Origin of the sequence: Hoeflea algicola (genome assembly GCF_026619415.1) — a bacterium.
Taxonomy (GTDB): Bacteria; Pseudomonadota; Alphaproteobacteria; order Rhizobiales; family Rhizobiaceae; genus Hoeflea; species Hoeflea algicola.
This window is the reverse complement of record NZ_JAOVZR010000001.1, coordinates 1,240,000-1,259,601: the sequence shown is the minus strand read 5'-3', so window position 1 is coordinate 1,259,601 and position 19,602 is coordinate 1,240,000. Positions and strand designations below refer to the sequence as shown.

Below are 19,602 nucleotides of genomic sequence, written 5' to 3'. Positions count from 1 at the left end.
CCTTGAAAAGGGCGGTTGTCGTCGGCGTATTCGTGGCCGTGGTTCCGCCAGTTGCTTATATGGCGGTTTCCCATACCCATCTGGCCAACAAGGCTGCATTTGTTGCACAATTGCAGGCAGGCAGGCTCTCCAAATACATTTATACCCACGAAGCCATGTGGCAGTATCAAAGAGTCCGGATGGCCGAGATCGTGGAGCTCGATGGCGCCCAGTCCGACGTTACCATGGAAACCGTGTTCGATCTGGACGGGGATGAGGTTCTCACCGTTGGCCGCTATCCAGGCCGTTTGCGCCTGTCGCAAAGTTCTGACCTGATTGTTGCCGGCAGGCCAATCGGCCGGGTGGAGGTGAGTATTCCACTGTTTGCGCTGGCGGTTCAGACCACGATTATCGCCATCGTCAGCCTGCTGATGGGGTTCGCCGCCTATTTTGCCCGGGCCTTGCCGCTCCGGTCGTTGCACGGCGCGGTCAGGAAACTCGAGGATTCCAGCAAGGAAATCCTGCACCGGACAGAACGATTGGCTGAAGCGCAGACCATCGGCAGGATCGGCGACTGGAGCTATGATTTTGGCACCGGCAAGGTCTGGTGGGCCGACGAAATCTATGCGCTGCTGGGCTATGATCAGAATTTCGCCATCACCTATGAGCGGGTCATGTCGCTTTACGTCGATGGCGGTGCGCAACGGTTGCTCGATGTGCAGAGAGAGTCATTCCGTAGCGGCAAGATCAGCGTTGTCGATCTCAAGGTCCGGCGTGGGGACGGAACGACCGGCTATTTCGCCATCACCACCAAGGCCAGAACCGATGCGGACGGCAAACCCACCGGTATCTACGGAACCATTCAGGACATCACAGATCGCAAGGAAGCCGAGAAACAGCTTGAAAAGCTCGCCTATCATGACCCGTTGACAGGGCTGGCAAACCGGTCGCTGTTTCATCGCCATATCGGCGAAGTGATCGGCCGTTGCCAGCGCACGGGATCGACCGGTGCGCTGCTGCTGCTTGATCTTGATCGTTTCAAGGACGTCAATGATACTCTGGGCCATGCCATCGGCGATGCCCTGTTGGTCCGGGTTGCGCATCTGCTGGCACGGACACTTGGCGCCGAACATTTCGTCGCCCGGCTTGGCGGCGATGAATTCGCAATTGTTCTTGAGGGCCTGTCCGAGCGCTTGAACTGCGAAACAATCGCTACCGATATTCTGGGCGATCTGTCAGGCACGACATTTCTTGAACGGGTCGAGGTTGCCGTCGGCACCAGTATCGGGATCGCCCGTATTGTCGAGCATGGGGCGAGTGCAACGGATCTCTTGCGCAATGCCGATCTGGCGCTGTACCGCGCCAAGGAAGAAGGTCGCGGCCGCTATGTGGTGTTCGAAGCGGGCATGGACGAAGCTGTCCAGCAAAAGGTCGCGATTGCGACCGACCTGCGCAACGCCTTGGGCGGCGATTCCGGTCTTTCAGTGCACTACCAGCCGCTGATTGATCTCGTTAGCGGGCGTGTGACCGGTTTCGAAGCGTTGCTTCGGTGGGCCCACCCCGAGCGTGGCAATATTCCGCCCACCGTCTTCATTCCGATCGCCGAGAGCTCCCATCTGATCTGCGATCTGGGCTACTGGGTCCTGCGCCAGGCCGTCATGCAGGCAAAACAATGGCTTGATGCGGGTGCGCCGCCCCGCGAAATCGCGGTCAATATCTCCGCGGCGCAGATCTGGAACACGGATCTTGTGGCCGATGTCAAAAGCGTTCTGGAGGAAACCGGATTTCCGCCGGATCTGCTGTGTCTGGAACTCACCGAATCGCTTCTGATCAACCTCGAGGAAAACCGGGTCCGCTCGGTGCTCAAGGCGCTCAAGGCACTGGGCGTTGTTCTGGCTCTTGATGATTTCGGCACCGGGTTCTCGTCGCTGGGCTATCTCACTCAGCTTCCGTTCGACAAGTTGAAGATTGACCGTGTCTTTATTGATGGCTCCACCGAATCGGTGCGCAAGGCGGAATTGCTGCGCGGGATCATCGGGCTCGGCCAGGGGCTGGGGATGATTACGGTCGCCGAAGGGGCCGAGAAACCCGAAGAGGTGGAATTGCTCCGCAAGCTCGGGTGTGACGTGGTGCAGGGCTTTATCTTCGCCAGGCCGACACCCGCCGACATCGCGCTCACTTTTGCCCTGCAACAGGATTCCGTGGCATTGATGTATGCCGCACAGACCACGCCCGATGATGCTGCCGGTGCTGTTGCAGCCGCCGGTTAAAGCCGCTCAGGCAGGCCTGATCAATTCCGCGACCGCGGGGCTGTGGCGGTCGAAATCTCAGCTTGCGTGCTCTCTGGCAGCGATCAGGCCGCGCACAAGTTGCTCTCCAAGTTCATCGAAATGCTCGATCACGATATCCGGGTTGAAGCTCGCCACCGGCTTGTCTGAATAGCCGAACGGCACCGCGATCACCGGCACGCCGGCATTCTGGGCGGCGAGGATGTCGTTGATGCTGTCGCCGATCATCACCGAATTGGCGGCGCGACAGCCGGCCTTGTCGATGGTGCAAAGGATATGATCGCCGTGCGGTTTGCGCACGTTAAACGTATCGCCGCCGGTGATGGCCGCGAACCGGTCGCTCAACTCCATGGCATCAAGCAGCTTTCGGGCCAGCGCCTCGGTCTTGTTGGTGCATACGGCCAATTGCATGCCGGCGTCGCTCAATCGGTCGAGTGCTGCGATCAGGCCCGGATAGGGGCGGGACCTGCCCGGCATTTCTGCGGCGTAACGGGCGAGAAAAATATCGAATGCGGTTTCCAGCTGTTCAGGCGAGGCCGGATGGTCGTGGATCGCCCAGGCCCTCTCGATCATCACCTTGGCGCCCTGACCAACCAGCCAGGTCATGTCCTCAAAGGCCACGTGCGGATGCCCGGTCTGATCGAGCACGTGATTGAGGCTCGCCATCAGATCAGGAGCGGTGTCGATCAGCGTTCCGTCAAGGTCGAAAACAACAAGGGGGGTGGTCATGCGAAATTCCTGTCTTGCCCGGCGGATTGTTTTGGCAGTGGCGTGCCGGGGGTGTTTGTCGGCCGATTTCAACGGTTGCGGGCCCGATTGCTGCAGAGGTGGAAGCGGCTTGCCCGGTAATGGGGGCATCCGCACCGATCAGCACCGTTGCCCGGCTGCTTTCCGGCCGGGTGCGAGCCATAACAGGCAAGCTGGCAATCGGCAATCGGAGGGATCTTGCGGCGTGCATATGCCGCTCTAGATGCCCGGTCCGGCGGGTGCGTTGCGCACCCCTGTGATGGCTGCTGCCGATGTCGGGCTTTGCCTGCCGCAGCTTACATGCTAACAGGCGAGCCGGTAGCAACAGCAATGGCAGAATGGCATGGACGCCCGACAACTCAAGATCGCAGCAGCACAGGCAGCTCTAGAGCATGTCGAGGACGGGATGCGACTGGGCATTGGCACCGGTTCAACGGCAGATGAATTCGTTCGCTTGCTGGCTGAAAAGGTCGCCGACGGGTTCAAGATCCAGGGTGTTCCGACATCCGAGCGCACGGCGCGGCTGTGCATGGAGCTCGGTGTACCGCTCTATTCGCTGGATGACCTGCCCGAACTCGACCTGACCATTGACGGCGCCGACGAAGTTGATGGCGCGTTGCGGCTGATCAAGGGTGGTGGCGGCGCGCTGTTGCGCGAAAAGATCGTCGCCTCGGCCTCATCGCGGATGATCGTCATTGCCGACGAGTCCAAGCTGGTCGATATGCTTGGCCGTTTTCCGCTGCCCATCGAGGTGGCGCAGTTCGGCGTTGCGGCGACCCGGATCGCGGTGGAACGCCTGGCTTCGCGGCTGGGTCTGAGCGGCGAGATTGCGCTGCGGCTTGAGAAAGATGGAGCCTATCTCACCGATGGCAACCATTTCATCCTCGACGCATCATTTGGCCGCATTCCGGATGCAGAAGCCCTCGCAAACGGGCTCGCTGCGATTGCCGGCGTGGTTGAACACGGATTGTTTCTCAACATGGCAAATGCCGCGATCATCGCCTCGCAAAATGGCGCGCGCACATTGCTTGCACAGAATTAAACAGGAGTGAAACCGAACATGACCATCTACACCGGTCTCAAACGTTTTGGCGCGGGCATGATCGTGGCGTCGAGCCTCGTTGTTGCAGGCCATTCGGCCTCGGCACAGGACATCACCGACGCGCATCTGGCCGCCGCCCGCTCAGCCATCACAGCGCTCGGCTCGACCGACCAGTTCGATGCCATCATCCCGGCCGCCGCCGAGCAGCTGAAAACCTCGCTGATTCGCGCCAATGCCGACCTGCAGGAAGTCATCAGCACCACGATTGACGAGGAAGCGCTGAAGATCGTGCCGCGCCGGGGCGATCTGGAACGTGAAGCCGCGCAGATCTACGCCAAGGCCTTCACCCAGGAAGAGCTGACCGCAATTGCCGATTTCTACACCTCTCCTCCCGGCAAGAAGCTGATTGACAACGGCCCGCTGGTCACCCGCGAACTGATCAAGTCGGCAGAAATCTGGTCCTCCGGGATCGCCCGCGATCTGGCTGAAAACGTCAACAAGTCGCTGCAGGCAACCATTGGCGCACGGCCGAAGGTGGAAGTCGAATAGCTTTGATCTGGCCGACCAATGGTCAAGAACAGGGCTGAATTGTCAGTCCGCGGCTTTCACAATGCCGTGTAGAGGCTCGTAATCGGAAGCCCGGGATCGTTCCCGGGCTTTTATTTTAGCCGCGCATGATTACAAGGATCGTATGTGCCGACGGTGTTGCGCATCCGATTGAATGCGCGGCGCTGTACCAGATTGCCCCAAACGAAGATGCCGGAAGGATGCCCCGATGAGCGACTTTGAATATGACCTGTTTGTCATTGGTGGCGGCTCTGGCGGCGTGCGCGCCGCGCGGCTGGCCGCAGGGCTGGGCAAGAAGGTGGCAATCGCCGAAGAATACCGTTTTGGCGGCACCTGCGTGATCCGCGGCTGCGTGCCCAAGAAACTGTTTGTTTATGCGTCGCAATATTCCGAGCATTTCGAGGATGCCCGTGGTTTTGGCTGGACGGTCGGGGCATCGAGCTTCGATTGGCCGACGCTGATTGCCAACAAGGACCGGGAAATTGACCGGTTGGAAGGGCTGTACCGCCACGGGCTGGAAAATGCCGGCGCCGAGATCATCGCCTCGCGCGCCGAACTTACCGGACCGCATTCGGTGCTGATCAAATCCACAGGCAAGACCATTACCGCGGAACATATCCTGATCGCCGTCGGCGGCACGCCCAACCCGCACGCCTCGCTGCCGGGCCATGAATTGTGCATCAGTTCCAACGAAGCCTTTCATCTCGAAACTCTGCCCGAGGCGATCGTGATCGCCGGTGGCGGCTATATCGCTGTGGAATTCGCCAATATTTTCCATGGTATGGGCGTCGACACCACGCTGATCTACCGCGGCAAGGAGATCCTCTCGCGGTTTGACCAGGACATGCGCCGCGGCCTGCATGCGGCGATGGAAGAGAAGGGCATTCGTATTCTCTGCCACGAAATATTCGAGAAGATCGAACGCGGCGCCGATGGCCGACTTCTCGCGCATACCTCGGCCGGCAAGACGCTTGTCACTGATCAGGTGATGCTGGCGCTCGGACGTGATCCCAACACAGATAGCCTCGGGCTGAAGGCAGCGGGCGTCGAGACGGGACAGAAGGGCGAGATCAAGGTCGACGAGTTCTCGCGCACCAATGTCGAGAGCATCTACGCAGTCGGCGATGTCACCGACCGGGTGCAACTCACCCCGGTGGCGATCCACGAGGCAATGTGCCTGATCGATACGCTTTACCGCGATAACCCGTCTTCACCCGATCACGACCTGATCCCGACCGCGGTATTTTCGCAGCCGGAAATCGGCACGGTCGGACTTTCGGAAGAAGCGGCAGCGAAAAAATATGACGAGCTGGAAATCTACCGCGCCGAATTCCGGCCGATGAAGGCGACGCTGTCGGGCCGCTCGGAAAAGACCATCATGAAAATGATCGTCAACGCCGCCGACCGCAAGGTGTTGGGTCTGCACATTCTCGGCCACGAGGCCGGCGAAATGGCGCAGACGCTCGGCATAGCGCTGAAGGCCGGCTGCACCAAGGATGATTTTGACCGCACCATGGCGGTCCATCCCACTGCATCGGAAGAGCTGGTGACGATGTACAAGCCGAGCTATCTGGTAAAGGCTGGCGAACGGGTCTGAGGCCCGGGGAGAGCTGATTGAACCGCCAGGCCTTTTTCACTTATCTGACCGAGACCGATCCGCGGCTGTTTGCCGGCGGCATGACGGCGGCTCAGCGGGCAGGGCTGGAGGTCAAACTCGATGTCTGGGCCAGGTGGTATGCTGCCGATCATCCCGTCACCTATCTGGCTGCCGCGCTCGGCCAGATCCATCGCGAGACCGGCGGCCGCATGGAGCCGGTGCTCGAGGCGTTTGCACCCGACCGCGCCACGTCCGCCGAACGGCTGCAGAAGGCGTTTGACGCGGGCCGGCTGAGCTGGGTCAAATCACCTTACTGGCTCACCGACGAGACCGGACGTCACCCGGTCGGCGGTGGCGACATCCAGCTCACACACCGGCGCAATTACGTCAACGCCGAGGAAAAGCTCAGACAGCGCTTTGGCGTCAGCGTCGGTCTGGCTGAGGATTACGACCTGATTCTCGATCCGGTGGTTTCCGCCCATGTGGCGTTTTCCGGCATGATCGAAGGCTGGTTCCGGCCCTGTAAACTGGGTGATTTCTGCACCGCTGATGGGCTCGATTATGCTGCGGCGCGCGATATCGTCAACGGTGACGCCGGGCTGATCGGCGCGGAAATCGCCCGCAATTGCCAGATCTTCGAGGCCGCCTTAAAAACCGCTGGCGCCGATATTGACTTTGGACCGCCGCAGGGGCCAGTCGACTGGCCGTCGCCGGAAAGGCGCACGCATTTTACACGGATAGCATTATATTTTCAAAGGCTTGCGGGCGGGCGTGGGTAGTCTGATTCATCTCGTTGATGTGTTGATTCATGCGCTCCAGCACCGTTGCCGCGCCCTGCGCGGGTCAGCCTTTCAAATTCTGTTTCACCCAGCCCACAATGCCTCTGGCGTCCATCGCGCCGGCCTGGCGGGCCACCTCCTTGCCCTTGTCGAACAGGATGATCAGCGGAATGCCGCGGATCTGGAAGCGGGCGCCGACGTTTTGATGCTGCTCGGTATCGAGCTTGGCAAAACGCACCTTTGGCGACATCTCGTTCGCCGCTTGCGCAAACATCGGCCCCATCATCTTGCACGGCCCGCACCAGGGCGCCCAGAAATCGACCAGCAGCGGCACCTGATCGTTCTTCAGATGCTTGTTGAGTTTCATCTCGTCGATATCGAACGGCGCGGCGGGAAACAGCGCTGCCTTGCAAGCCCCGCAGGTGAGCTTGGCGCCAAGCCTGTCTTCAGGGATACGGTTGATGGCTTGGCAGGCGGGGCAAACGATGTGGATCTTGTCTGTCATGGTAGCTTCACTCGCAATCGGCGGCGCTGACGTCCACAACGTCTTCGATCACGGCGCTGGTGCCTGTGCCCACCAGCGAGGGCAGGGTATGCAGGTGCACGCCCTCGGCATTGTGACCGGCGAGAATGGCCAACGCGCGCTCCTCGTGTTGCTCATCGCGGGTGCGAACCCAGAGCAGCAATCCGCCTGCCAGCAGATGTTTCTCGATCTCGTCGGCATGGGCCTTGCCGATCAGGTGCGCTATGACCGCGCCGACTGATCCACCGACGCCGCCGGCGATTAATGTTGCGGCTACCGCTGCCGCCAGCGCGCCACCTGAGGCAACCACTGCCGCAGCCCCGATCATCGCCGGCACATAGACCAGAACGCCGATCACCGCGCCCATCGCATCGCCGATGGTTTCGGTTGCGACAAAGGCCGTGGTCGGCACCGCGACCCGGTCTTCAAGCTCGCGGGCGGGGATATAGGATTCATGCAGCTTTTCTTCGATGGCGGTTTCGGACGCCAGAATGCTCAAATCCATGCGGTTGAAGCCCTGGCTCAACAGGTCATCGACCGCTGCCTGCAGATCCTCTGCGCTGTGAAAGACGCCAACGGCTTCGGTGGTGTTCTGATAGGCTGACTGGGACATGGGTTGTGCTCCGCTGATCGGGTTGTGCCCTATTGATAGCCAAAGCCCGACGGGGAGCATTGATGTATATCATAACCCGCGCATATATTGCCGCCGTCCCGTTCAACTGCACCGAATTGGCTACTGCAGCCATTTGAGCCAGCGCAGTTTGGCTTTGGAAAACGGCGGATAGCGCAGCGGTACATCAAAATATTCGGACTTGGTCAGGATCGCCTTGGCATGGGAGAAGGTGTCGAACGAGGTGCGGCCGTGATAGGCGCCCATTCCGCTGGTGCCGACGCCGCCGAACGGCAAGCCGGGCACCGCCAGATGCATCACCACATCATTGATGCAGACCCCGCCCGAGCTGGTCAGATCCAACACCTGATCGCGGATCTGTCGGGAATTTGAAAACAGATACAGCGACAGCGGCTTGGGGCGGGCGTTGATGAAGTCAATTGCGTCTTCGATCGTGCGATAGGGCACGATCGGCAGCAGCGGCCCGAAGATTTCTTCGCGCATGAGGGCCGCTTCCGCATCGACCCCGGTCAGGATGGTCGGCGCAATGTAACGTGTGGCCCGGTCGGTCTGGCCACCCGTGGCAATGGTGCCGCCGGGCATCATGGCTTCAACCCGGTCGAAATGGCGATCGCTGACCAGCCGCGCATAATCCGGGCTGGTCTTCGGGTCATCTCCGAAAAACGCTGTGATCGCTGTTTTCAGGTGTGCGACGAATGCGTCGGGCATCTGGTCATGCACCAGCAGGTAATCGGGGGCGACGCAGGTCTGGCCGGCATTGAGGAACTTGCCCCAGACCACCCGTCTGGCGGCGAGTTCGAGATTGCAATCAGGATGGATGATGCAGGGGCTCTTGCCACTCAGCTCAAGTGTTACCGGGGTCAGATGTCTGGCAGCGGCGGTCATGACGATCCTGCCGATGTTCTCGCTGCCGGTGAAGAAGATATGGTCAAAACGCTCGACCAGCAGCGCGGTCGAGGTGTCGGCGTCACCTTCGACCACGCAAATTGCTTCCCCATCCATGTAGGCGGGGATCAGCCGGGCCAGCAGCGCCGACGTGTGGGCCGAGATCTCCGACGGTTTCAAAACCGCACAATTGCCCGCGGCAATCGCCCCGATCAGCGGCATCAGCGTGAGGTAGACCGGATAGTTCCACGGCGCGATGATCAGCACCACGCCCAGCGGCTCCGGCCTGATGCGGCTGTGCCCGGGCTGGGCGGCCAGCGGTGTGGAGACCCTACGCGGCCGCATCCACCCTTTCAGATGCGAAAGCGCATGGCGGATTTCCGAGAGCACCGTGCCGGTTTCCGTCATTCGTGCCTCAAAGCCGGATTTGCCGAGATCGGCGTGCAGCGCAGCATCAATGGCGCTTTCATTGTCCTCGACCATGGCCTTGAGGCGAAGCAACTGCGTGCGCCGCCATTCCGGCGGTCTTGTCTTGTGGGTCTGGAATGTGGCGCGGAGCTTGGCGACGCTGTCGGAAGGATGGGTCATATGGGGTGCCCGGATTTGATGGTAAGGCCGTCGTTCTGTATGATCCATCTTTAACGAAACAGCGCGCCTGTGAACAGCTTCGACGCCAGCCAACATGATTGGCCGGCGGTCGCGGCGGCGGCGCAAACAGTGCAGGCAGAATAAGTGATCAAGGATTTGAGGTATCTGGCCGATGCAGGTGAACTCGTCGGCTATTTCGGCTATGGCTCGCTGGTCAACCGCGCCACGCTCAGAACTGAAATTGTCGCGGCCTTTCCCGCCCGGCTCAACGGCTGGCGGCGAACCTGGCGGCCGCAGCCGGTGATGGCACATGCGGCGGTTCCCGGCGCCGACCCGGCAATTGGCGGCGGGGCTGGCAAAGCCTTCACCCCGGCGCTGCTGACCGCGCATCGCGCGCCGCAGGCTGCCATCGACGGGCTGCTGGTGATTGATCTGCGCGCCAATCTGCCGGCAGTCGATGCCCGCGAGCGCCACTATCACCGGCGCGACATCGGCCCCGGCGATCTTGAATTCTATGGCTCCGCGCCCGATATCGGCTGTACGTTGCATGTCTACGAGGCGCGCAGCGAGTTGCCGTCGGCTGAAGGCGCCACGCCGATCCTGCGGTCCTATCTCGATGCGGTGATGCAGGGTTTTTGCACCGAGTTCGGCGAGGACGGGTTGATGCGTTTCGTGGCCGAGACCGACGATTTTTACACGCCGATCCACGAGGACCGGCATGCGCCGCTGTATCCGCGCTCGGTGCAGCTGTCGGCGCGGGAAATCGACCTGTTCGACGCGGCGCTGGGGCAGAGGCCGATAGGTCAGTCCATGCGCGGGCAGGTGCTGTCAGACGACTGATTCGCCGCTTCGGGTTTGCAGCGCGCCAAACTACCGCTATAAGCCCGTGCGAAACGCTATGGCAGCGTGCGCCAGATCTGGTGTATTCGCTGCCGCCGCATTATCAAATTGCGCCTGCGCCTTGTTCAATTCACTCTTGATTGACAGGTGCAGACGCTGAATCCGCGGGCGCGTTGCCTGCCTCAACACGGTGAACGACATGGCACAGAACTGGACCCCATCAAGCTGGCGCAACAAACCGATCCAGCAGGTCCCGGATTATCCGGATGCAGAGGCGCTGAAGGCGACCGAAGCGCGGCTGGCCAAGTTTCCCCCTTGGTATTTGCGGGTGAGGCCCGCCGGTTGACCTCGGCGCTGGCCGAAGTCTCCGAAGGCAGGGGCTTTCTGCTTCAGGGTGGCGATTGCGCCGAGAGCTTCGCCGAGCACGAAGCCGACAATATCCGCGATTTCTTCCGCGTGTTCCTGCAGATGGCCGTGGTGCTTACCTTTGGCGCCCAGCAGCCTGTGGTCAAGATCGGCCGCATTGCCGGTCAGTTCGCCAAGCCGCGTTCGTCCAACATCGAAAAGAAGGACGGCATCGAGCTTCCGAGCTACCGTGGCGACATCATCAACGGCATCGACTTCAACGAGGGCTCGCGGGTTCCCGATCCCGAGCGCCAGGTTGCTGCCTACCGGCAGTCGGCGGCAACGCTCAACCTGCTGCGCGCCTTTGCCCAGGGCGGTTACGCCAATCTCGACAACGTCCATCAGTGGATGCTCGGCTTCGTCAAGGATAGCCCGCAGGCCGAGCGCTACCGCAAGCTCGCCGACCGGATTTCCGAAACCATGGACTTCATGAAGGCGATCGGTATCACCGCCGACAACCAGTCCAATCTGCGCGAGACCGATTTCTTCACCAGCCACGAAGCCTTGCTGCTTGGCTATGAAGAAGCCATGACCCGCAATGATTCCACCTCGGGCGAATACTACGCCACGTCGGGCCACATGATCTGGATTGGTGACCGGACGCGGCAGACCGACCACGCCCATGTCGAATTTGCCCGCGGCATCAAGAACCCGATCGGTCTCAAATGCGGCCCGTCGCTCGACCCCGATGAACTGCTGAGCCTGATCGACATTCTCAACCCGACCAACGAGGCCGGCCGGCTCACCCTGATCGCCCGTTTTGGTCACGACAAGGTGGCCGATCACCTGCCCAAGCTGCTCCGCGCCGTCGAGCGCGAGGGCCGCAAGGTGGTGTGGTCGTGCGATCCGATGCATGGCAACACGATCACGCTCAACTCCTACAAGACCCGCCCGTTCGAGCGGATCCTGTCGGAAGTGGATTCGTTCTTCCAGATCCACCGCGCCGAGGGCACCCATCCCGGCGGCATCCACATCGAAATGACCGGCAAGAACGTCACCGAATGCACCGGCGGCGCCCGCGCGCTCACCGGCGAGGATCTGCAGGACCGCTACCACACCCATTGCGACCCGCGTCTCAACGCCGACCAGGCGCTGGAACTCGCCTTCCTCGTCGCCGAACGCATGAAGGGCGGCCGCGACGAGCAGAAGGCCGTTGTCAACGGGTAAGGACGAATATCGGGGACAGTTTACTTTCTCGGCGTAAACGCAAAAGTAAACTGTCCCCGACATCCGCATCGAATGCGCAACGCCGGAGGTAACTCCGGCGTTGCGCGTTTGGGCACAGTCGATTTGATCGAGATGCCCAATTGTGATACCAAGAACTGGTACTTGGAGAGTTCACATGGGCAAGAATACCTCAGTGGTGTTGACCGACCAGCAAGAAGCCTTTGTTCGGACCCAAATCGAACAGGGGCGTTTCGCGTCTGTGAGTGAGGCCGTGCGTGCCGGCCTGTCAACCTTGCAAGAACGAGACCAGATGTTGGACGCGTTGAGGCGCGAGATCGACGTCGGTGATGCCTCCGGCCCGGCAACGCCTTTGGATATTGATGCCTTTCTTGCCGATTTGCGCGGCTGATGCTGAAACTGGTCTACTCGCCTTTGGCGAAGCATGACCTTATGGGTATTCATGAATGGAGCGTTCGAGAATTCGGTGAGGGTCAAGCTGGTCTTTATGCTCGCGAGATCGTAGCAACGCTCAGACGTGCTTCAGAAGTGCCGGGTATCTTACGCGATGCGTCTGAAGTCCGACCTGGCTTGCTAAAACTCAATACGGGTTCGCATATTTCATTTGTCCGGCTGGTCGATGACGAACTTCGGGTCATCCGTATTCTGCACGGTCGCATGGACCCGGAGCGCTGGATGTGACCCGTGTTCACCCCATGTCGCAAATGTCAGTAGCATGGCAGCGCCGGCCCGTGATTATATCACCTCCAATCTGATACACATCCGTTGGAGGTCCTATGTCAGACGATCAAGCCCGCACCGGGCGGTGCAATTGCGGCGCGGTCACATTCCGCACCACCGGTCCCTTGCGCGAGGTCGTTGCCTGTCATTGCTCACAGTGCCGCCGCCAGTCGGGGCTCTATTTCGCCGCCACCAATGTGCCCGATGACAACATCGAGATTACCGGCGAGGCCAACATCACCTGGTATCAGGCCTCCGATGTTGCCAAACGCGGGTTCTGCACCACCTGCGGCTCGGCGCTGTTCTGGAAACATCAGGCAGATAAGCACATCTCGGTGCTGGCGGGCGCCTTCGACCAGCCAACCGGTCTTGCCATCACCAAGCACATCTTCTGCGCCGACAAGGGCGATTTTTACGAGATCACTGATGGGTTGCCGCAATATGAGAAGGGTTCGGCGGGGATATTGGTGGCGGAGTGATGTGGAGTGGCACCGCTTGGCACATTTTCTCCGTCGTCATCCTAGGGCCCCGACCCTAGGATCCATTCCGCAATCCCTCCAAAATGTTAGAGTTGTTGAAGGTTCACGGTATGGATCCTCGGCTCGGAGGCCGAGGATGGCGAAAATCGTTAAGCCCCCACAAATTCCCCTTCATTTTGTCCACACTCTTCAAACCCCATGCCAAACTTGACGTGCTCCTGCTGCCGGATGGATCGCGAACGGTTCGAGCCAGGTGGGAGGAAGGCCTTCCGGATTTTGCCGTAACGTGCGGCAAAGCCCGGGAGGAGGTGGTGACCAGCGTGGCTCCGCTGGCGGGTCTGTTCATCCTGTGCGGATGGCAGGATTCAGCCAGCCACCGGTCCGTCCTCGGGTTCTGTGCCTCGCGTGTTGCGGGCGCGGAACCGGACAGCGGGCCGGGCCTGTGGCGACGCCTGCCCCCTGACCCGGGGACAGGTTGCGTGCCGGACCCCGCGCTGAAAGCTTCCGCCGCAACCCTTGTCCGGGGATGCGGCTTGGCGAAAGCCATGAAGGCCGCGTCGGGTCAAACCATCCAAGCGGTCGAGTTGAGGCCAGTCTCTGCCTGTCGGATGCGGACATCATCCGGCGAAGATCGGGCCGCGCGCGTGCTGCGCCACCCATTTTATAATCTTCCGTAAGGCAACGCCCGCGTGCGGCCCTCCGGACCTCATCTTGTTCCCCCGCCGGTTTTGTCCGTACGGGCGCTTCGCCATGCCGGTTTGCTTGCGGTCCGGACGCTGTCCATGAATTGCGAACGTTCAGTGGTCAAATTGGCATCTACCGTGAACGGGCTCGGCCCCCTAGATTGCGGTCAAGGAGACTGCCAATGACCCAAACCACGCAGAGTATCGGCGCGCCCATGCCAGCGCTGTTCATTTCTCACGGATCGCCTGACACGGTGATCGCCGGCACGGAAGCCGCAGAGTGGATGAAGCAGTTGGGTCAAGAGTTGCCGCGTCCGCGCGCCATCGTGGTTGCAAGTGCCCATTTCGAAATCGGTGGCGGGGTCGCCGTGACCGCCGATGCCAATCCCGAAACCATCCATGATTTTGGCGGTTTCGCGCCCGAACTATACCAGATGCAATACCCGGCGCCGGGTGACCCGAAACTGGCCAAGCGCATCGTCGGTAACCTGCAGGCGCAAGGCTTTGCCGCAGGCGCGGTGCCCGATCGCGGTTTCGATCACGGTGTCTGGTCGCCGCTCAAGCTGATCTATCCCGATGCCGATATCCCGGTGGTGGTTGTCTCGGTTGATCCGGCAGCGGGACCTGCGCACCATTACCGGCTGGGCCAGGCGTTGGCCGGGCTCGGCGCTGAGGGTGTGCTGGTAATCGGTTCCGGCTCGTTTACCCACAATCTCGGCGAAGCGTTCAAGATCATGCGGCAGGGCCAGCGGTGTGCCGATGTTCCCGACTGGGTCGAGGCGTTTACCGACTGGATGAACGAACGGCTCGGCGCCAGCGACATCGACGCGCTGCTCGATTATCGCGCCCGGGCGCCGTTTGCGGCTAAAAACCACCCGACTGACGAACATTTGCTGCCGCTTTACGTTGCCTTTGGCGCAGCCGGCGAGGGCAGCTCGGCCATGCGTCTGCACCAGAGTGCCGATTTCGGCGTGTTGGCGATGACCATGTGGCGGTTCGATCATGCCATGGCGGACGCGCCAGCCGTTTAACCGGCTGTTCAGCCCTTTTCGGCTAGTCAGGACGGATGCGCTCTTTCATCACCGCCCCGTTTGTTTGTCTCACCCTTGTCAGCCTGGCGCTGCCACTGTCGGGATGTGGCACCTATCTGGTCGCCAAGACCGTGACCAACACCGGCTCGCTGGTGGTTGGCGGCGCTGTCGGCGCGGTCAAGCTGACCGGCAGAACCGCCGGCGCGGTGGTCGGTATCGGCGGCGACAGCGATCAGGAATGATGTCTGTGGGCTGATCGCAAAACGATGATTTGCAACGCCGCCGATCCGGGGTAAGACCTCAGCCATGATGACACGCGACAATTCATCCCCCGATATCCTCCGCATCGCGGTGGCGCAACTCAACCCGGTTGTCGGCGATATCGTCGGCAATCTCGCCAAGGCGCGCGAGGCGCGTGCCGATGCGCAGCGCCAGGGCGCCGATCTGGTGTTGTTTACCGAACTGTTCCTCGCCGGCTATCCGCCAGAAGATCTGGTGCTCAAGCCGGCATTCCTGCGCGCCTGCCAGCGTGCCGTCGATGATCTTGCCGCCGATACCGCCGATGGCGGCCCGGCCGTGATCATCGGTTATCCGCGCGCCGAGGCAGGCAAGCGTTTCAATTCGGTGGCCATTCTCGATGACGGCAAGCTGGTGGCCAGCCGCGACAAGGTCGATCTGCCCAATTACGGCGAGTTTGATGAGAAACGGGTATTTGACGCCGGTGAAATGCCCGGACCGGTCTCCTTGCGCGGTGTGCGGCTCGGAATCCCGGTCTGCGAGGACATCTGGGGCGAGATGGGTGTGTGCGAAACGCTCAGTGAAAGCGGCGCGGAGTTCCTGCTGGTTCCCAACGGCTCACCCTATTATCGCGACAAGGTCGATGTACGCCAACAGATCGTGCTGCGCCAGGTGATCGAGAGCGGCCTGCCGCTGCTTTACGCCAACCAGGTCGGCGGCCAGGATGAACTGGTGTTTGATGGCGCCAGTTTCGCACTCAATGTCGACAAGAGCCTCGCCTTCCAGATGAGCCAGTTCGAGGAGGCGGTCAGCCTCACGGTCTGGAAGCGCCAGGCCGATGGCGGCTGGGCCTGCGCCGAAGGGCCGATGTCGGTGATTCCCGAAAGCGAGGAGGCGGATTACCGCGCCTGCATGTTGGGCCTGCGCGACTACGTCAACAAGAACGGCTTCCGCAACGTGGTGATTGGCCTGTCGGGCGGCATTGATTCGGCAATCTGCGCGGCACTCGCCGTCGATGCTTTGGGCGAAGAGCGGCTGCGCGCGGTCATGCTGCCCTACCGCTACACCTCTGAAACGTCGATCAACGACGCCGAGGCCTGCGCCAAAGCGCTGGGCTGCCGTTACGATACGGTGGCAATCGAGGAACCGGTGCAGGGGTTCCTCACAGCCCTTGGCGAGATGTTCGAAGGCACCGACGAAGGCATCACCGAGGAAAACCTGCAAAGCCGGGCGCGTGGCGTCATCCTGATGGCGATTTCCAACAAGTTCGGCTCGATGGTGGTGACCACCGGCAACAAGAGCGAAATGTCGGTTGGCTACGCCACGCTCTATGGTGACATGAATGGCGGCTTCAACCCGATCAAGGATCTGTACAAGATGCAGGTCTACGCGCTGTCGCGCTGGCGCAACAGCCATGTGCCTCCGGGCGCGCTGGGGCCGTCGGGTGAGGTGATCCCGGTCAACATCATCGACAAGGCGCCCTCGGCCGAGCTCCGGCCCGATCAGACCGACCAGGATCTCGCTGCCGCCCTATCCGGTGCTTGACGATATTCTCGAATGTCTGGTCGAGCGCGAGATGGGGGTCGAAGAGATTGTCGCGCGCGGCCATGATATTGCCACCGTGCACCGCATCGAGCACCTCTTGTACATCGCCGAATACAAGCGCCGGCAGTCGGCACCCGGGGTCAAGATCACCCGCAAGAATTTCGGCCGCGACCGGCGTTACCCGATCACCAACCGATACCGGGACAGGTAATGTCAGCCATCCTGTTCCTGCGCGACAACGCCCGCTGGGTTGCCGGCGGGCTCATGCTCACCTTTTTTTCGTCGTTCGGGCAGACCTATTTCATCTCGTTGTCGGCGGGGGAAATCCGCGCCGAATATGGCCTCAGCAATGGCGATTTCGGCATCATCTACATGTTTGCCACGCTCGCCAGCGCCGCCTCGCTGCCGCAGATCGGCAAGATTGTCGACCGTATCAGCGTTGCTTCCACGGTGCTGCTGTCATCGCCGATCCTGGCGCTCGCCTGTGTGCTGATGGCCTGGTCGCATTCGCTGGTGCTGCTGGTGCTGGCGATCTATCTGCTGAGGCTGTTCGGCCAGGGTATGTTCAGCCACATCGCCATGACCGCTATGGGCCGCTGGTTTGCCGCCCAGCGCGGGCGCGCCATTTCATTTACCGCCATCGGCGTCAATTTCGGCGAAGCAGTCTTCCCGATCTCCTTTGTCGGAGTGGCGGCATTGGTTGGCTGGCGCGGATCGTGGCTGCTGGCCGCAGCCATGCTGATGCTGGTGGCGCTGCCGCTGATCTATTCGCTGATGAAGCTTGAACGCACACCGCAATCGGTCGTCGTTGACCCCGATCTGCCCGCAGTACGGGAATGGACCCGCGCCGAGGTGATCCGCGATCCGCTGTTCTGGGCGGCATTGATGGGCGTGTTGGCGCCGGCTTTCATCGGCACCACGGTGTTCTTCCACCAGGTCTATCTGTCGGAACTGCGCGGCTGGGAGCCCAGCGTGTTCGCCGCCTCGTTTGCCATCATGTCGGCCATGACCATCCTGTTCGCGCTGATTGCCGGGCAACTGGTTGACCGTTTTTCGGCGATCAAAATGTTGTCGACATTCTTGGTGCCGCTGTCGCTGTCCTGCTTCGTGCTCGCGTTCACAAATGCGGCCTGGGGGACCTATGTGTTCATGGCACTGATGGGGGTATCCTACGGCTTCTCCTCAACCCTGTTCGGATCGCTTTGGCCGGAACTCTACGGCACCAGAAACCTTGGCAGCATCCGCTCGCTGACCGTCGCCTTCATGGTGTTCAGCTCGGCGATGGGCCCGGGCCTGACCGGGGCACTGATTGACCGCGGCGTTTCCTATCCCGGGCAGATTGCGGCGATGGGGATCTACTGCATCATCATGATCGGTCTGATGGTGCTGGTCGGCCGCAAGGCGCTGGCGCGCAACCAGCGCCAGGCAACACCGGTGGCTGCGGCTGCCGCATAATCCGGGATGAATTGAGCCTCGCAACGCCTGCCGGAATTCAGTGTCGGCGAGAATGTGCACGCCCCAGATTGCAGTATTAAACTGAGATCGTCGGGTAGGGTGGCCGCGCGATGTTTTGGGTTTTCGGCTTCTTTAATTTAAGCCCCAGGGTTTTGCACACCTCGAGGCTAACCTCTGGTGCGGCATAAGCGGCGGAAATGCGCCCTTAACGGATTGCCCAATCGGTGTTGGCCTTGAGATCCAGGTGGCCGGCCTGGTCAGGCAGGAATGTTGGCCCCACCATTCGCACTTCGCGGTGTTCATCGGTCAGTGGATGCTCGGCCCTGGATGCGGCAATCACGGCTGCGACATCCTCCGAAGTCAGGCGCATCTCGGCATCAAGAACGGATTCGGGGTCTTCGCCGGGGTCGGGCCGGTTGAACGGGCGCACCCATGTGGTGACAGGTGCGTCCTGCTCGGCGGTGCCGTTGAGGATCGCCTCGCGGCGGGCCATTTCCTTGAAGAATGCGCCCATGTTGCAGCTGCAGGCCTTGCTCATCGGCGCGTTGGCGGTGCGATAGGCAAAGGCATTGGGCATTTCGGTGTATGGTGCGCGGCTGCGGGCGGAAACCATCTCTTCGCTTTCCTGGCCATTGGCGGCGTGGAAATAGAGTGCGGTCTTGGTCCCCGGGCACATCATCTGGCAGGTGCGTTCGTCGCGGGGAAAATCGGAAGGCGAGGCCGAGGAGGAGACTGGAAAGAAGAAGCCGTCGCAGCTGCGCACGCAAAGTGTTCGGTAGTTGCCGCCGCGTGAGGCTTTCGGTTCGATCCGGATGCGCGCGCGTGCCTGGCTGCTGGCCGTGACCCTGTCGCCGCCGCTGTTGTCCAATATCGCCACCAGACCGGGGCTTTTTGAACGCTTGCGATCAATTTCGCCCTTGAGGGCTGCGGCCTGAATGGAAGCGCGCTGACCATCACAGTCATTGGCCTGAATCGCAGCTTGAATGCGGCGTTTTGTGGTCTTGCTGTCGTTGCGGGCAAAGGAATCGCGCTTGCGCTCAAGCGCGGCGATATTGGCGCGCATCTTGGTGTGTGCGGCTGTCAATTTGGCGCAGGCCTTGGCATTCTGACCGCCACGGACAATGATGCTGCCTGAGGTGCAGCCATAACGGCCGAGATCGGCGCGCACCTTGCGAATCTGCTGACCCTGCTTGGTCACTGCATCGGCGTATCGCCGGAATTTCGCCGATGAGCCGTCGTTGCTTGACACGTTGGCCAATTGCGCCTTGAGCCGGGTGCAGACCGCCGATGCCTCGGCCACGCCGGCGCCGGCGAGGACGAATGCAAGCACCAGCAAAGGACTGCGAAACCAGGCGCGGCGCATGGACAACTCCAACACATACTCGGTTACTTTGGC

The 19,602-nt window shown here is 61.1% G+C and carries 17 protein-coding genes and 2 pseudogenes; 14 read left to right on the top strand and 5 right to left on the bottom strand.

Annotation, left to right across the window (positions count from 1 at the left end; all coding sequences use genetic code 11):
* The first annotated feature begins 2 nt into the window (after positions 1 to 2).
* The gene (locus OEG84_RS06245; RefSeq protein WP_267652923.1) at positions 3 to 2,249 is read left to right on the top strand and encodes a putative bifunctional diguanylate cyclase/phosphodiesterase; all 2,247 of its coding nucleotides are present in this window, start codon (positions 3 to 5) and stop codon (positions 2,247 to 2,249) included.
* Positions 2,250 to 2,306: 57 nt separating this feature from the next.
* Here the strand turns inward: OEG84_RS06245 and OEG84_RS06240 are convergent, their stop codons facing one another.
* Positions 2,307 to 2,996: an HAD family hydrolase gene (locus tag OEG84_RS06240; protein ID WP_267652922.1), complete on the bottom strand. Its 690-nt coding sequence runs from the start codon at positions 2,994 to 2,996 to the stop codon at positions 2,307 to 2,309.
* Between the two features lie 361 nt (positions 2,997 to 3,357).
* Here OEG84_RS06240 and rpiA point away from each other — a divergent pair, with 361 nt between their 5' ends.
* From rpiA to OEG84_RS06220, 4 genes are all read left to right on the top strand, one after another.
* Positions 3,358 to 4,056, top strand: coding sequence for a ribose-5-phosphate isomerase RpiA (gene rpiA, locus OEG84_RS06235; protein ID WP_267652921.1), 699 nt, complete (start codon positions 3,358 to 3,360; stop codon positions 4,054 to 4,056).
* Between the two features lie 18 nt (positions 4,057 to 4,074).
* Positions 4,075 to 4,605 carry a DUF2059 domain-containing protein gene (locus tag OEG84_RS06230; protein ID WP_267652920.1) on the top strand — a complete coding sequence of 177 codons (531 nt, stop codon included), beginning with the start codon at positions 4,075 to 4,077 and terminating at the stop codon, positions 4,603 to 4,605.
* Between the two features lie 226 nt (positions 4,606 to 4,831).
* Positions 4,832 to 6,220 (top strand): glutathione-disulfide reductase, encoded by a 1,389-nt coding sequence (gene gor, locus OEG84_RS06225; protein WP_267652919.1) that lies wholly within the window; start codon positions 4,832 to 4,834, stop codon positions 6,218 to 6,220.
* 17 nt (positions 6,221 to 6,237) lie between these two features.
* Positions 6,238 to 6,999: a hypothetical protein gene (locus OEG84_RS06220; protein ID WP_267652917.1), complete on the top strand. Its 762-nt coding sequence runs from the start codon at positions 6,238 to 6,240 to the stop codon at positions 6,997 to 6,999.
* A gap of 64 nt (positions 7,000 to 7,063) precedes the next feature.
* Here OEG84_RS06220 and trxC read toward each other — a convergent pair whose 3' ends face one another.
* The 3 genes from trxC to OEG84_RS06205 form a co-directional block, all read right to left on the bottom strand.
* Positions 7,064 to 7,504 carry a thioredoxin TrxC gene (gene trxC / locus OEG84_RS06215; RefSeq protein WP_267652916.1) on the bottom strand — a complete coding sequence of 147 codons (441 nt, stop codon included), beginning with the start codon at positions 7,502 to 7,504 and terminating at the stop codon, positions 7,064 to 7,066.
* A 7-nt stretch (positions 7,505 to 7,511) separates the two neighbouring features.
* Positions 7,512 to 8,135: a hypothetical protein gene (locus tag OEG84_RS06210; RefSeq protein ID WP_267652915.1), complete on the bottom strand. Its 624-nt coding sequence runs from the start codon at positions 8,133 to 8,135 to the stop codon at positions 7,512 to 7,514.
* A gap of 120 nt (positions 8,136 to 8,255) precedes the next feature.
* The gene (locus tag OEG84_RS06205; RefSeq protein ID WP_267652914.1) at positions 8,256 to 9,626 is read right to left on the bottom strand and encodes an aldehyde dehydrogenase family protein; all 1,371 of its coding nucleotides are present in this window, start codon (positions 9,624 to 9,626) and stop codon (positions 8,256 to 8,258) included.
* A gap of 144 nt (positions 9,627 to 9,770) precedes the next feature.
* Here OEG84_RS06205 and OEG84_RS06200 point away from each other — a divergent pair, with 144 nt between their 5' ends.
* The 9 genes and pseudogenes from OEG84_RS06200 (at position 9,771) to OEG84_RS06160 (ending at position 18,206) form a co-directional block, all read left to right on the top strand.
* Entirely contained in the window at positions 9,771 to 10,466 is a 696-nt protein-coding gene (locus OEG84_RS06200; RefSeq protein ID WP_267652913.1) for a gamma-glutamylcyclotransferase, read from the top strand.
* Positions 10,467 to 10,665: 199 nt separating this feature from the next.
* A pseudogene (locus tag OEG84_RS06195) lies at positions 10,666 to 12,038 on the top strand (class II 3-deoxy-7-phosphoheptulonate synthase).
* 175 nt (positions 12,039 to 12,213) lie between these two features.
* Entirely contained in the window at positions 12,214 to 12,447 is a 234-nt protein-coding gene (locus OEG84_RS06190) for a type II toxin-antitoxin system ParD family antitoxin (protein WP_267652912.1), read from the top strand.
* The gene (locus OEG84_RS06185) at positions 12,447 to 12,737 is read left to right on the top strand and encodes a type II toxin-antitoxin system RelE/ParE family toxin (RefSeq protein ID WP_267652911.1); all 291 of its coding nucleotides are present in this window, start codon (positions 12,447 to 12,449) and stop codon (positions 12,735 to 12,737) included. The genes OEG84_RS06190 and OEG84_RS06185 overlap by 1 nt, the downstream gene beginning before the upstream one ends.
* A gap of 95 nt (positions 12,738 to 12,832) precedes the next feature.
* Entirely contained in the window at positions 12,833 to 13,255 is a 423-nt protein-coding gene (locus tag OEG84_RS06180) for a GFA family protein (protein ID WP_267652910.1), read from the top strand.
* Positions 13,256 to 14,120: 865 nt separating this feature from the next.
* Positions 14,121 to 14,969: a DODA-type extradiol aromatic ring-opening family dioxygenase gene (locus OEG84_RS06175; protein ID WP_267652909.1), complete on the top strand. Its 849-nt coding sequence runs from the start codon at positions 14,121 to 14,123 to the stop codon at positions 14,967 to 14,969.
* 35 nt (positions 14,970 to 15,004) lie between these two features.
* Positions 15,005 to 15,211, top strand: coding sequence for a hypothetical protein (locus tag OEG84_RS06170; protein ID WP_267652908.1), 207 nt, complete (start codon positions 15,005 to 15,007; stop codon positions 15,209 to 15,211).
* A gap of 67 nt (positions 15,212 to 15,278) precedes the next feature.
* Positions 15,279 to 16,962, top strand: a pseudogene (locus OEG84_RS06165) (NAD+ synthase).
* On the top strand, positions 16,962 to 18,206 hold the full coding sequence (locus OEG84_RS06160) for an MFS transporter (RefSeq protein ID WP_267652907.1): 1,245 nt from the start codon (positions 16,962 to 16,964) through the stop codon (positions 18,204 to 18,206). The pseudogene OEG84_RS06165 and the gene OEG84_RS06160 overlap by 1 nt, the downstream one beginning before the upstream one ends.
* A gap of 205 nt (positions 18,207 to 18,411) precedes the next feature.
* On the opposite strand, the gene OEG84_RS06155 is transcribed toward OEG84_RS06160, so the two are convergent.
* Complete coding sequence (locus tag OEG84_RS06155; protein WP_267652906.1) at positions 18,412 to 19,569, bottom strand: DUF2865 domain-containing protein; 1,158 nt, start codon at positions 19,567 to 19,569, stop codon at positions 18,412 to 18,414.
* Between the last annotated feature and the right edge of the window lie 33 nt (positions 19,570 to 19,602).

Bases quoted from the DNA above. Each gene is read 5' to 3' on its own strand.
- trxC (WP_267652916.1), bottom strand. From the start codon at position 7,504: ATGACAGACAAGATCCACATCGTTTGCCCCGCCTGCCAAGCCATCAAC.
- OEG84_RS06155 (WP_267652906.1), bottom strand. From the start codon at position 19,569: ATGCGCCGCGCCTGGTTTCGCAGTCCTTTGCTGGTGCTTGCATTCGTC.
- gor (WP_267652919.1), top strand. From the start codon at position 4,832: ATGAGCGACTTTGAATATGACCTGTTTGTCATTGGTGGCGGCTCTGGC.
- OEG84_RS06205 (WP_267652914.1), bottom strand. From the start codon at position 9,626: ATGACCCATCCTTCCGACAGCGTCGCCAAGCTCCGCGCCACATTCCAG.
- OEG84_RS06175 (WP_267652909.1), top strand. From the start codon at position 14,121: ATGACCCAAACCACGCAGAGTATCGGCGCGCCCATGCCAGCGCTGTTC.
- rpiA (WP_267652921.1), top strand. From the start codon at position 3,358: ATGGACGCCCGACAACTCAAGATCGCAGCAGCACAGGCAGCTCTAGAG.
- OEG84_RS06230 (WP_267652920.1), top strand. From the start codon at position 4,075: ATGACCATCTACACCGGTCTCAAACGTTTTGGCGCGGGCATGATCGTG.
- OEG84_RS06190 (WP_267652912.1), top strand. From the start codon at position 12,214: ATGGGCAAGAATACCTCAGTGGTGTTGACCGACCAGCAAGAAGCCTTT.
- OEG84_RS06210 (WP_267652915.1), bottom strand. From the start codon at position 8,135: ATGTCCCAGTCAGCCTATCAGAACACCACCGAAGCCGTTGGCGTCTTT.
- OEG84_RS06160 (WP_267652907.1), top strand. From the start codon at position 16,962: ATGTCAGCCATCCTGTTCCTGCGCGACAACGCCCGCTGGGTTGCCGGC.
- OEG84_RS06185 (WP_267652911.1), top strand. From the start codon at position 12,447: ATGCTGAAACTGGTCTACTCGCCTTTGGCGAAGCATGACCTTATGGGT.
- OEG84_RS06180 (WP_267652910.1), top strand. From the start codon at position 12,833: ATGTCAGACGATCAAGCCCGCACCGGGCGGTGCAATTGCGGCGCGGTC.
- OEG84_RS06240 (WP_267652922.1), bottom strand. From the start codon at position 2,996: ATGACCACCCCCCTTGTTGTTTTCGACCTTGACGGAACGCTGATCGAC.
- OEG84_RS06170 (WP_267652908.1), top strand. From the start codon at position 15,005: ATGCGCTCTTTCATCACCGCCCCGTTTGTTTGTCTCACCCTTGTCAGC.